Source organism: Mesorhizobium sp. B2-4-2 (genome assembly GCF_006442845.1).
GTDB lineage: Bacteria > Pseudomonadota > Alphaproteobacteria > Rhizobiales > Rhizobiaceae > Mesorhizobium.
This window is the reverse complement of record NZ_VFVM01000002.1, coordinates 671,863-683,425: the sequence shown is the minus strand read 5'-3', so window position 1 is coordinate 683,425 and position 11,563 is coordinate 671,863. Positions and strand designations below refer to the sequence as shown.

Annotated in this window: 11 protein-coding genes and 3 pseudogenes; 6 read left to right on the top strand and 8 right to left on the bottom strand. The window is 59.5% G+C overall.

Translation table 11 applies throughout. The features are described 5' to 3' along the window. From FJ942_RS28810 to FJ942_RS28800, 3 genes and pseudogenes are all read left to right on the top strand, one after another. Nucleotides 1-178 (top strand): annotated as a pseudogene (locus tag FJ942_RS28810) (cytochrome c oxidase subunit I); the annotation flags it as partial. 13 nt (nucleotides 179-191) lie between these two features. Beyond that, nucleotides 192-614 (top strand): hypothetical protein, encoded by a 423-nt coding sequence (locus FJ942_RS28805; RefSeq protein ID WP_246679691.1) that lies wholly within the window; start codon nucleotides 192-194, stop codon nucleotides 612-614. Next, a complete protein-coding gene (locus FJ942_RS28800) occupies nucleotides 560-1,015 on the top strand; it encodes a hypothetical protein (RefSeq protein WP_246679700.1) in 456 nt (151 codons plus the stop codon). The genes FJ942_RS28805 and FJ942_RS28800 overlap by 55 nt, the downstream gene beginning before the upstream one ends. 759 nt (nucleotides 1,016-1,774) lie before the next feature. On the opposite strand, the pseudogene FJ942_RS07085 reads toward FJ942_RS28800, so the two are convergent. Together FJ942_RS07085 and FJ942_RS28680 are read right to left on the bottom strand one after the other, a co-directional pair. Continuing rightward, a pseudogene (locus FJ942_RS07085) lies at nucleotides 1,775-2,178 on the bottom strand (host attachment protein). A 197-nt stretch (nucleotides 2,179-2,375) separates the two neighbouring features. Further along, nucleotides 2,376-2,570 carry a Na+/H+ antiporter NhaA gene (locus tag FJ942_RS28680; RefSeq protein ID WP_210239747.1) on the bottom strand — a complete coding sequence of 65 codons (195 nt, stop codon included), beginning with the start codon at nucleotides 2,568-2,570 and terminating at the stop codon, nucleotides 2,376-2,378. Nucleotides 2,571-3,530: 960 nt separating this feature from the next. On the opposite strand from FJ942_RS28680, the gene FJ942_RS07075 reads away from it, so the two are divergent. Beyond that, nucleotides 3,531-3,755 (top strand): hypothetical protein, encoded by a 225-nt coding sequence (locus FJ942_RS07075; protein ID WP_140516719.1) that lies wholly within the window; start codon nucleotides 3,531-3,533, stop codon nucleotides 3,753-3,755. A gap of 158 nt (nucleotides 3,756-3,913) precedes the next feature. Here the strand turns inward: FJ942_RS07075 and FJ942_RS07070 are convergent. From FJ942_RS07070 to FJ942_RS07040, 6 genes and pseudogenes are all read right to left on the bottom strand, one after another. Continuing rightward, nucleotides 3,914-5,102: pseudogene (locus tag FJ942_RS07070) on the bottom strand (IS3 family transposase). A gap of 546 nt (nucleotides 5,103-5,648) precedes the next feature. Continuing rightward, a complete protein-coding gene (locus FJ942_RS07060) occupies nucleotides 5,649-6,563 on the bottom strand; it encodes an NAD(P)/FAD-dependent oxidoreductase (RefSeq protein WP_246679689.1) in 915 nt (304 codons plus the stop codon). Between the two features lie 80 nt (nucleotides 6,564-6,643). Further along, a complete protein-coding gene (locus FJ942_RS07055; RefSeq protein ID WP_224620011.1) occupies nucleotides 6,644-6,988 on the bottom strand; it encodes a SemiSWEET transporter in 345 nt (114 codons plus the stop codon). A 260-nt stretch (nucleotides 6,989-7,248) separates the two neighbouring features. After that, entirely contained in the window at nucleotides 7,249-8,163 is a 915-nt protein-coding gene (locus tag FJ942_RS07050) for a hypothetical protein (protein WP_140671356.1), read from the bottom strand. Then, entirely contained in the window at nucleotides 8,160-8,555 is a 396-nt protein-coding gene (locus FJ942_RS07045; RefSeq protein ID WP_140671354.1) for a phage holin family protein, read from the bottom strand. The genes FJ942_RS07050 and FJ942_RS07045 overlap by 4 nt, the downstream gene beginning before the upstream one ends. 41 nt (nucleotides 8,556-8,596) lie before the next feature. Further along, nucleotides 8,597-9,172 carry a hypothetical protein gene (locus FJ942_RS07040; protein ID WP_140671352.1) on the bottom strand — a complete coding sequence of 192 codons (576 nt, stop codon included), beginning with the start codon at nucleotides 9,170-9,172 and terminating at the stop codon, nucleotides 8,597-8,599. A gap of 515 nt (nucleotides 9,173-9,687) precedes the next feature. Here FJ942_RS07040 and FJ942_RS07035 point away from each other — a divergent pair. Both FJ942_RS07035 and FJ942_RS07030 read left to right on the top strand, forming a co-directional pair. Next, nucleotides 9,688-10,698: an alpha/beta hydrolase gene (locus FJ942_RS07035; protein WP_140671351.1), complete on the top strand. Its 1,011-nt coding sequence runs from the start codon at nucleotides 9,688-9,690 to the stop codon at nucleotides 10,696-10,698. A gap of 227 nt (nucleotides 10,699-10,925) precedes the next feature. Beyond that, nucleotides 10,926-11,483: a DUF1003 domain-containing protein gene (locus FJ942_RS07030; RefSeq protein ID WP_140671349.1), complete on the top strand. Its 558-nt coding sequence runs from the start codon at nucleotides 10,926-10,928 to the stop codon at nucleotides 11,481-11,483. Nucleotides 11,484-11,563 lie beyond the last annotated feature (80 nt).

Genomic DNA, 11,563 nt, shown 5'->3' with positions numbered 1-11,563 from the left:
GATCGGTTCCTACATCTCAACGGCCGGGCTTGTCGTCTTCTTCATCGCGGTTGCCGAGGCCTTCAGCCGAAGACGCCCAGCAAGCGCCAATCCTTGGGGCGAAGGGGCGACCACGCTGGAATGGCAACTGTCATCGCCGCCGCCCTTCCATCAATGGGAGAAGCTGCCGCGCATCCGGCGGACAGGACTCGATGACATCGGCGCCGCACTTCCTTCCAGGCGTTCGCGGCGGCGTGCGCATGGGCGACCAGGCCGTCAAGGATTCGATGATCACCGACGGGCTGTGGGATGCATTCCATCAAGTCCACATGGGCGTCACGGTCGAGTCGCTGGCGCTGCGCTACCAGATCACGCGCGATGAGCAGGACCGTTTCGCGCTTCGGTCACAGGAGAAAGCCGGCGCAGCCATCCGCTCGGCAAGGTTCGACGATGAGGTTGTGCCTGTCTCCGTAAAGACCAGGCAAGGCGATGCCGTCGTCGACCGGGACGAGCATCCAAACCCCTCGACCACCCTCGAAGGGCTTGGCCGGCTTAAGCGGTCTTCAACCCGGCGGGGACAATCACCGCCGGCAACTCCTCCGGCCTCAACGATGGTGCCGCCGCCGTGCTGGTGATGGCGGAGACACGGATGAACGAACTCGGGCTGAAGCCCCTCGCCCGGATCGCGTCCTATGCTTCGGCGGGTGTCGAGCCGATGGATATGGGGCGGGGTCCCGTCGCGGCGTCACGCCTTGCGCTGCAGAAGGCCGGCTGGCGGCCGTCCGCCCTCGACGTTATGGAGATCAACGAAGCCTTCGCCGCGCAGGCGATCGCGGTCAACCGCGAGATGGGCTGGAACGAGGAGATCATCAACATCAGTGGCGGCGCCATCGCGCTCGGCCATTCGCTGGCCGGATCCGGCTGCCGCATCGTGGTGACGCTGCTCCACGAGATGACGAGGCGCAACGCCCGCAAAGGCCTGGCCTCACTCTGCATCGGCGGCGGCCAGGGCGTGGCGATCTGCCTCGAACGATGAGGCTGAACCTCTGCGCAGTTTTAGCGTGAGAAGAACAGGGCACGGTCTTGGCCACGCCGCCTTCTAATTTCATGATCCGACGAACGGCAGCTTTGGGTCAACGGCAAAGCGCAACTCTAGGACGGAGTTTGGGCGCAAAGCTGCCACTCGGTGTGAGATAAATGCCCTTCGCGGGCATGATTTCCCACCCGATTGTTTAAACAACATTTAACCCATTGAAATTGCTGTCAAATATTTCCTGCAACCGCATAGAATCCGACTCAAGAACCGTCAAAAAGTTACGCTATTGATTTTAAAAGGAAAACTATTGCGAAAAAAATTTCGAGGTTTCACTAACTATCGGGACCAGTCGGACGATTTTTCATATTTTGCGGCATTCGACGGCGTGACCACACCAACGTGAAGGTACCGTCATCGCCCCACTAGGCATTTTTTTGTTGCAAATTCAATAATCATGGCAGCAGGCTTTTAGACACTTTGAGTGCTGCGCCGCCGGGTTGCGAGTTGAGCCGCCTCTCCTTAGGGCCGCCATCTGTCAGGTTACGATCACCAGAAGGCGCAAGCGGATTGTTTGGAAGCGTGGCGATATTGTCGTTGCCTCTGGCGCAGGAATTCGGCGAAGTGCGCTACCGCCGGAGAGAACTGGCGGCGGATGGAGAAGACCTGTCGGACCTCCAAGAGCAGTCGTCGTCGGCAACTTTGACTTCGCGCAGGTTATGCCTGCACGGAGTTGCATGAGCAGCCGTTTCCAGAGGTGCGTCAGGCATCGGCGATCAAACAGGCGATGTCCTCGAGCGGACGCCGGGTGAAGTCCTCCGCGAGCTCGCCAATGATCTTGCCCTTCAGGTCGCGGTCAAAATGCTTGCGCATCTCCCCCAAGGTCCGGGGTCGGAGACAAGGACCAGGTGCTCTATGGTCCCGTCCAGACTGAGCTTGTTGAGGAACGCCGCCGTCGCTGCCGCGAAGTCGTCCTCCACGAGTTGTCTACTGTCCGGGTTGGCGGAGCCGGTGTGGTGGCGCACGCCGGAACCCGGATGGGCGGACGTTGGCGAAGCCGCCGTGATCTCGGCCAAATGCGCCCCAGATTTCACGCCCGTATTGTGGAACAGGCGGACCCTCTCGCCGTCAGCAACTGCTACTGTCGTGCCGGTAGGTAGAACCATCCAAAAACCTCATGTTCAAGACCCCACATAAACGTCAGCGGGCTATGATATTTGCGTGCCAGCGCTTTGCGGCGCCTCGACGATAGCGGCTGCTGTGAGGAAGATGCGCAGCTCGACGGGGACGCGAGCACCCATCACGGCGATCAAGCAATTGCAAACGCAGTGTTGGTCGCCATCGGAACGCCCCACCCGCGCGACTACGGTCCCGCCGGGACGACGAGCGCATAGAGAAGCGCGGGCACGACCATGCCGCCGAGCGCAGCCGCGATCGGAGGCGCGGCGGAGCGGCGGCTTGCGAGGTGACCGACTGTCATCTCGCGCTTCACTTCCATTCCCACGACGAGGAAGAACACCGTCAGCAGGCCGTCATCGACCCAATGGAGGATGGACATCCGAAAGGATGCGTTGCCCTAGCTCATGCCGAGCTCCTGGCGCCAGAGCGCCTCGAACGCCGGCCCGATCGGCGAGTTCATCAAGAAGATCGCCACCACGGTCGCCAGGTCAACCAACCGGCTATGGACGATCCTTTGATTGCAAAAAAGCACACATACTGGAGAGCAATGGCCAGGTAATGCGGCACGTCAATATCGTTTGAGAAGCCGTGCTCGAGATTCCCGGGCGAAGCGCGTGCGCCACTTCGGACGCACCAGGTTGTTCCCGTGCTTGCAGTGCTGAATGCCACTGACGAGATCGAATGACCTACATTTCGGGACTGAGTTTATGAGCACGGGCACTTAGGTGGCAAGCACACCCAAGAACTCGAGATCCGAAGCAGATCCAAAGGCAGTTGAGGGCACACGCGGCCGCAATTCCACCAACGGAGTGCCTTGGGCACGACGCCAAACAACCGTCCACACAGCTCCCCGGTCGACTTCCTCCCCAACTCAGCGCTTGGGGATTCACCAGCTTGCTCCAACGTCCTTCATGACTCGGCGCCATTGGCCTTGCTTGAATCGGAAATCGCATGAGGCAGCGCCCGGTTCTTTCTTGTAAGCGAGCGGCTTCTGCAGCAAATCCAGGAATATTCATTTTGATTTGCCTCCCTTTGTTGTTTGTAACGATCATAGCACTTGACCAGACTACCTCTCGATTTGTCGACACAAATGACGTCCAACTCACGGGGCTGTTGTTGTCAATGGACGAGCCCGCGTCAGCTGTCTTCCATGCGTTCTAGCCGAGTTATTGGTTCCAACGAGCAAAATCGGTAAAGGGGGCCACGGCGTGGCTGGCTGCGGCAGACTGGGGCGGGGATATCATTGTTAAATGACGGAGCCGGAGCGAAGTGCGATTGAAGGTCGTCAGCGGCTCCCTGAGCTGCTCAATGAAAGCATTGGCTTGAAAGGGACTACAGCATGCGGTTGCATCCGGCCGACATCGCCATTTACCCAAACGATCTCGAAATGCTGCAGCGGGTTCTTATCCGATATTGCTCAGACAGGCGGTGCAGCCTTGATTCCAACACGGCCCATGACGCAGCATGTGAGCTGATGGCACTGTTCCAGGCCGGCATCGAGGACGAAGGCGAACTCGAACGCATCATTTCTCGTCGCACTATGCCGCTTCAAATGGTGGGTTAGGTCCCCTTTTCTGCCCCCACATAATGGGCATCTTCGCGGGCCGGTGTACGCCAGGCAGGGTGTGCGAAAGGTTTAGGCTTTGGGACAACAAAGTCGAAGCTATCATTGCGCCGATCCGTGATCCTGACACCAAGGAAAAGCGACCTGCCACTGAACTGTCATCCAGCGGCGATTAGAGCCTCGGCAGTTTCTGTTACGCCATGGGGCGCGGGGGAAGCAACCGGCGGAGGCGCGGAGCCTTCGATCAGCGCAGCGTCGGAGCCGGTTGCGGTGATGACCCCGGCATAGGCCGCCGGGGTCTGGTAGCCGAGCGAGGAATGCCGCCTCGCGGTGTTGAAGTCCTCCCGCTATTCGGCGATGGCGTTTCGGGCGTGGTCGAGGCCGAAGAACAGGCTCTCGTTGAACAGCTCGTCGCGCATCCGGCCGTTGAAACTCTCGACATAACCGTTCTGCATCGGCTTGCCCGGGGCGATGTAGTGCCATTCCACCCGATGATCCTTCGACCATGCGAGGATGGCGTTCGAGGTGAACTCCGTGCCGTGGTCGGAAACGATCATTGCCGGCTTGCCGCGTCGGCCGACAGATCGGTCAGTTCGCGAGCGACGCGGCGGCCGGAGATCGATGTGTCGGGGATCGCCGCCAGGCATTCGCGCGTCACGTCGTCGACGATGTTGAGCACGCGGAAGCGCCGCCCGCTGGCGAACTGGTCATGGACGAAATCCACCGACCAGCGCGCGTTCGGCTTTGCCTCGACCAGGATCGGCGCCCGCGTGCCGACCGCTCGCCGTCTTGCCCGACGCTTGCGCACCGTCAGGCTCTCCTCGCGGTAGAGCCGGTAGATGCGGTTGACCCCAGATGCCTCGCCCTCGCGCCTGAGCAAGATGAACAGCCGCCGGTAGCCGAAGCGCCGGCGCTCGTTGGCAAGGTCACGCAACCTGGTGCGCAACTCCGTCTCGGGCGGACGCCGAGACCGGTAACGGACCATCTTGCGATCAGCGCCCACAAAGGAACAGGCCCGACGCTCCGATAGGCCCATAACGGCCCGCAGATGCGCTACGGCTTCGCGCTTGGCGGCGGGCCCTACCATTTTTTTGACAGAAGCTCGCGCAATGCCGAGGCTTCCAGCATCTGGTCGGCGAGCAGCTTCTTCAGCTTGGCATTCTCGTCTTCCAGAGCCTTCAGCCGCTTGGCGTCGGAGACCTCCATCCCGCCATACTTGGCCTTCCAGTTATACAGCGTCGCCTCCGAGACCCCGTGCTTGCGGGCCAGATCGCCCGCCTTCGCACCTGCTTCATGCTCGCGCAAAACCGCGAGGATCTGTTCTTCCGTAAAAAGCTTTCTCTTCATCAGTCCGTCCTTCGATCAAGGGCCGGACTCTAATCTCAGATGGAGGAAAAACTCAGTGGCAGGTCAAAAGATCGAGACTGGCTCACAGGGCCCTAGTTCAACGGGAGAAATCGCAGCGCCCTCGCCCTACTGCGTCGTGAACGTCGACGGAGCCAGCGACCCCAAACAAAGAGTCGGAGCGGTTCGCCGCTTCCGTGAAACGGTGAACTGCTCTAATTAAAATTAGTCAGGCGAGCCGCCATCGCGATGCTGCATGGCCTCCGAAATCACCTCGAAGACACTCCCGACCTCTTCAGATATTTCATCCAAGCTGATGCCAGCTATGTCCGCAGCTTTCGCTGCCCGAAGACCATCTCTGTCATTTCTGCCCCTCGGCGGGCCCAACGTCTTTCTTTTCACCGAGCTCCCTCAATGCGCGCCATTGTGGTCTGTCATTCACCGGATCCTAAATCGCTCTATCAACAATACGGAACGCGGAAGATTTCCGTACCTATGACTTCGCCGGCGGGAACGTGCCCGCCGCCATAAACCGGGCCGAATGTATGTTCACTCGTTATGCGCGAGATAGCTGTGCATATCGGTTGCGGCGATCGCCGCGTGTCCGAACGCGACCGCGATCTGATTGATCTCGTCAACCACATCGCCTGCGGCATAGAGGCCTGCAATTGCGGTGCGCTGGCGCGAATCCACAACAAGGTTGCCGACTTCGTCACATTCCGCGCCGAGATCGGTCGCGAGCTTCGATCGTATCGTGCAGCCCAATGCGGGATAAATGGTATCGAAAGAAACTGTGTTCCCGGCAACGAGCCTGACGGTCGCGTGATTGCCGGCAGAGCTGATTGAGTTTGGGATGCACTCCTCGACATTGATTCCCGCCTCTCTTAGCAAAGCGTCCGCGGCGGGGTCGGATCGAGTTCCCGTCTCGACCAGCATGGTAACGTCGCTTGTGTAGCTTCGCATGAACAAAGCCTTCTTCATTGCGTGATCTGCCGGGCCCATCACCGCAACCCGTCCGTCGATGACCTCGTAGGCGTCACAGATCGGGCACAGCCGCAACGTCCCGGCCTTGATCATATCGGCGGCGTCGGGCGTGTCTGGAAGCGTATCGACAATACCGGTGGCCATGAGCACCGCGCGCGCCCGAATGGGAACCGATGCCGTGGCGATGAAATCGGTCCCACCCCGCCTTATTTCGTGGACCGTATCGTCCAGGAGTTCGACTTCGCTCAGCAGGGCCTGCTGCCGCAGACGGTCAAGCAACTCCACCCCGGAAATACCGTCAGGAAAACCGGGACAGTTGTGCGTTGTCGGTATCAACTTTGCGCGGCTTTGGCCGGCGTCCACAACGATGACGCGGCGCCGGAACCGCCCCAGGTAGGTCGCGGCGGTCAGGCCGGCCGGTCCCGCGCCGATGACCAGGCAGTCGTATAATTCGCCAGGACGGATTTCGTCTCGAACCACAAGAGAACTCCCGACATCAAGGCGTTATTCCTGCTGCCACCTGAGCGCCTCACAAATCTCACAACGCAACCAAAGGAAAATCACCGCTCATTCCTTGTGGCAGCGGCATCCAGCACGTCCGCGACTGCGTCCTTCTTTGCGCGGGGAAGGACGGTCATCAGAAGAATGAATGCCGAGAGAGAGAAGCAGGCGGCGTTTGTAATATTGATTGGCCACTCGCCTTTCATGAATCCGAAGATGAGCCAAAACGCGAAGCCCACCACAGTAATCGCATACATCGGCGCGGAGATACTGCCCGTGTCCCGCGTCTTTATGATCTTCCAGGCCTGCGGCGCAAAGCTCACCATCGAGCATAGTGCCGCGACATAGCCGACGAATGTTTCAGTTTCCATGCAATCAAACCGTCGGCGCGCGGTTTTGTTCACGACAGGCGACTCCAAGTTCAATTTGACCGCTGACTGACGTCCCATTCAACTCCCTGCGAGGAAATCAGCAACTGAATACGCCTGGCGGCGGCAGGCTGACTGAGCCCTGTCGAGGCTTGCCAAACGATCAACGAAAAGAAACGAGAAACCGGTGTGGGATGAGAACCTCAAGACGATTTTCTGAATCTTAATCTTACACGATGCCGACGCATGAAAAGCTTGTCTGAGCAGCTAGCCGGTGTTTCGCCTGTGCAGACACTTTAAGACTTGGTCGTGGAGGACTGATCCGATTCGGGAAGTCGATGTCGAACAGCCTTTTCGGTAGTCTTTGCGGTGGCGTTGACGACCTGACCGATCTTACCGGCTACCGTGTCGGCGGCGCCGCTCGAGCCCTGCCGGTCCGCCTCGCTCTTGACTGTCTCGTAAGCTTCGGCAGCGATCTCTTTCGCTTGCTCCACGCTTTCCTCTAAAGCACTGTTGGCGCTGCCAAGTAGTTTGTCGCGATAGCCGCCGAGTTGCTCGTCTTCCAAAGCTGTGCGAGGCAGAAGCACACCGATAGCCGTACCCGCCGCCAGGCCGAGGACGGCAAGTGCCAGTGGTTCGCGCTCAAATAGTTCCTGCCAGGTTCGACTCGCCTGCGCAGCCATATCACCCGCACTGGAGCCAAGCTGCCCCATGGTGTTTACAAGCTTATCCTTGGTCTCGCCAGCCGCTGTTGACGCCGCTTCGCTTGCGTTGCTTGCAACAGAGGCAACGGCATCGCCGGCATCCGAGAGCATCTCTCCGGCTGACGGTCGTCCGCCGGGGATCTCCCGCCCAGAACTCAGCCCTTCCGCAGCCCCTTTCATATCGCTGCCCCCGAACGCCCCCCTGTCGGGTTCTGGCTGATTGTTTGCAGCCTGTGTTGCCGGAGACTCACCCGCCGAAGCACCGCTGCCAAGCATCAGCCAAGCTAGGCCGGTCCCAACCAGCATCAGGGCCAAAGGGTTGTCGCTGACTTGGGTCTGGAGCCTGCCGAGGGCGGCGGTCCCTGCGCCGCCGGCAAACAACCCGGTGAACTCATCGATCAACTGACCGGGTGTCATTTTGCTGCGGATGGATTCGGCGGTATCGACGACCGCTGCGCGGGCAATCTCGGCTTCGCGTTCGAGTTCGGCTGCCGATTTCTCGCTCATCTCATTTGTCCTTTGATTACACGCGCATCGCTCTTGAGTTGTTCTTGTGTGCGGTCAGGAGCCAATTCCGAAGGCGCTATGCTGGCCATTCCCGTGCGCAGGAGAATCACTCCCAGGACCGCCACGACGACACCGACAAGCAGCGAGGACCACCCTGCCCCCAGACCCGCCTTAGCCAAAGCGATCACGAGGGCTTGGAGCAGTACCACCAGCGATGCCAGCAAGCACACGGCACCACCTATGACTTCGACCGCGCCGCGCCCAGCTTTGCTGACGTTTTCGGATATCTCGGCCCGCAGAAGCCTTGTTTCGGTCTGTAGCAGGGTCGTCACTTGCTGTGTAAGGTCGCTCACAAGGCTCGCGAGACTGCGGCCGTCCTGATCGTTGTTCATCGGTCATGCTCCGTGCTCGGCCAAGAAAGTGGCTGCATTCGTTATGACGTGAGGTCGTCCCGTGGAGAGCTGCCTGTGGTCTTCGGGCGCCTTACAGTCTTTGGGGCGCCACTGCTTTTCAGCCGACCGTCCGCTTCGCTCGAATCAGCGGGTGGCGAGCTTTTGATGAAACGTCCCAGAGCCAAACCGGCGAGAACCGACCCGGCGAAAAGCACTCCAGAGTTTTCGCGCCCGAAGGACCTGACCTCGCCTAAGACTTGTTCGACTGGTTTTTCCCGCAAAGAGGACGAGAGGCGCTCCAGCCCACCAGCGGCAGTAAGCACGACCTTCGAAACGGTGGCTTGATCGCAGTTGGCCAGATGCTCACTTGCTGCCCGCAGCGCGCCCCCAAAAGCGGCTAAGCTCGCGCTCATATCACGCTGCGTTTCCTGCGCCTTCCCTGACAACGCCTCCTGCGCTTCCGACGCGTACTTGCGAGCTTTGTTGACGACTTCGTCACTGGCGTCGTGAATCAATCGGGTGGCACTTTGGGTCTCTTCCTGGAGCCGCTCGGACAGCTCGCTCTTTGCTTTATCGAAATCGGGCGCTGGACGTCCCTGATCGCCTTCGCGTTGCATGATGGCTCCTAGTGAAAACCGAGGAAGGAGAGAATTGCCAGCACGACGACAACGAGGCCTATGAGATAAATGACGCTGTTCACGGCCTGATTTCTCCATTTTCGTCGAAAGCAAACACGCTGAACCGCGCGATGTTCCATTAGCCAAAACTTTTTTAGCTATCTTAGATTTACAGACCCCCTGCGTGGGTAGACCGTGCGAGTTAAACGCGAGCACGTCGCCATGTTTGGAGCCCAAGGGTTACTCGTCACCGGCGCTCTTTTGGCTATCCAGTCTATGGAAACGGCTGGTAAGACTAACGCATCTTCCGGCTGTCATTTGACCTTCCGCGGGCTCAATCTCGAGGAGCCCTGGGCCGAGGTAAGCCCGTAGCCTCGTTCGAAGGTCAGGCGATCAGGCGCCGGAACAACCATGTGGCGTCTCGGTTCGGATGGCGAAAAACGGTGAGCCTTTGGGGTGCGACGTCCCAGCGGCGATTCGCCAGTCGCCTCAACCTACGCAAGGAGCACGGCAGCATGTCTTTCCGGTTCCAATTCTCACTGAAACGATCATCACGCGTCTGGGTCGGCGGCCTGATTGCGGCGGTGGCCTTGCTAGCGTTGAACAATCGAGCAGCGACCAAGCAAGCGCTTTCCGTCCGCGCGAAAGGAAGGACCATAGAGGTCGACGGTGTCCGCCTACGATATATCGAGGCTGGAAGCGGCAGGGACCTAGTTCTCCTGCACGGGAACGGTTCCGCCGCTGAGGACTTCCAAACCAGCGGTCTAGTCGACAAAGCAGCCAAGCGTTATCGCGTTATTGTCTTCGACCGTCCCGGGTTTGGCGGCAGTACACGACCGCGCGGTCGCCTATGGACCGCCGCGGCCCAGGCAGATCTGCTCCAGAGCGCCACGCAGAGGATCGGGGCAGACAATCCTATCGTTCTTGGCCATTCCTGGGGGGCATCGGTCGCGCTCCAGTGGGCGGCCCGGTATCCTGACGAGATTGGTGGCGCGGTTCTCCTCTCCGGCTATCATTTCCCTTCCCCAAGGCTCGATGCCCTGCTTGCCGCCCTGCCGGCACTGCCGATCGTGGGAACCATCCTTTGCCACACCATCCTGCCGCCTGTCGTTAGGCTGATCTGGCCCGTGTTGATGCGCCGCCTGTTCGGGCCGCAACTTGTCCCGCCAGAGTTTTCAAATGCGTTGCGAAATCTGGTCAGCGCACCGTCGCACTTGCGAACGACCGCTGCGGAATCTGGTCTGCTGATCCCCGTTGCCGCATTAGCTCCCAAGACCGCAGGGAGGACAAACGCGCCGATAGGTATCATGGCCGGGGACGCGGACAGCCTGCTCGATACCAACTATCATTCCCAACGTTTGCACGCAGTCCTACCGGGCTCGATGATACGCATCGTCGCGGGCGCCGGTCACATGGTGCATCATGCTGCGCCGCACCTTGTGCTGAAGATGGTGGACAGCATCGCGGCGGCCGGACCCCCCTCACCTGAAAAAGCTTCTTACAATGCTCCTGCACCGCGCGAATGACTCGGGCGGAAGCCATCTTTTCGGATCCCGGCACAGAGTCGTTTTGTCATAGTTCGAAGAAAGCAGACAGCCAGATGCCGCGATTATGCCGATTTGCGTCCGCCTTTATAGGTCTGTCTCATTGGGTGAGCCATTCGTGATGAAGGACCGTCAGCGCTCCTGAGGCTGCATGGATCGAAACGCCAACCGACCAGTTAAGTGGGTCAGGTGCAGACACGGAGAGAGCTATGCGCCCGAACACCTCAGGCAATGACATGGGATACGCCACCCCAACCACACCACCCGCGGACGGCCTCGCTCCTGCCTTGGCCCGCAACATCGAAGCAATCGTTCAACGACGGAAGCGCGATGCGAACGCTGCCACTGCGGAGCAACGCGCCGCGGGGGCAATCAGCCAGTTCGCAGGCAGCATGATGTTCGTCTATATCCATCTTGTTTTCTTTGGGGGCTGGATCGTCCTCAACATCAAGCCCGTCGGCTTTGTTCAGCCTTGGGACCCATCCTTGGTTATCCTGGCGATGATTGCATCCGTGGAGGCGATCTTTTTGTCCACGTTCGTGCTCATCAACCAGAACCGGATGGCCGCTGAGGACGATGCGAGAGCAGACCTCGATCTTCAGGTCAGTCTGCTCAACGAACACGAGACGACCAAGCTCATCAAAATGGTCGAGGAGATTGCCAGGTGCATGAATGTTCCCACGGAAGCGGACGATGAATTGAAGGAACTGAAGCGCGACGTGGCACCTGAAGCTGTTCTCGATAAGATTGTGGAGGCAGAGAAGTAGGGGGAAGTGTCGCCACTATCTCACCGATAGGCGAAACGTGTCGATGAACGCTCGTTGTCCTGTCAGCAGGGTTGGCGGGT

Bases quoted from the DNA above. Each gene is read 5' to 3' on its own strand.
- FJ942_RS07030 (WP_140671349.1), top strand. From the start codon at position 10,926: ATGCGCCCGAACACCTCAGGCAATGACATGGGATACGCCACCCCAACC.
- FJ942_RS07075 (WP_140516719.1), top strand. From the start codon at position 3,531: ATGCGGTTGCATCCGGCCGACATCGCCATTTACCCAAACGATCTCGAA.
- FJ942_RS07045 (WP_140671354.1), bottom strand. From the start codon at position 8,555: ATGAACAACGATCAGGACGGCCGCAGTCTCGCGAGCCTTGTGAGCGAC.
- FJ942_RS28805 (WP_246679691.1), top strand. From the start codon at position 192: ATGACATCGGCGCCGCACTTCCTTCCAGGCGTTCGCGGCGGCGTGCGC.
- FJ942_RS28680 (WP_210239747.1), bottom strand. From the start codon at position 2,570: ATGTCCATCCTCCATTGGGTCGATGACGGCCTGCTGACGGTGTTCTTC.
- FJ942_RS07050 (WP_140671356.1), bottom strand. From the start codon at position 8,163: ATGAGCGAGAAATCGGCAGCCGAACTCGAACGCGAAGCCGAGATTGCC.
- FJ942_RS07040 (WP_140671352.1), bottom strand. From the start codon at position 9,172: ATGCAACGCGAAGGCGATCAGGGACGTCCAGCGCCCGATTTCGATAAA.
- FJ942_RS07035 (WP_140671351.1), top strand. From the start codon at position 9,688: ATGTCTTTCCGGTTCCAATTCTCACTGAAACGATCATCACGCGTCTGG.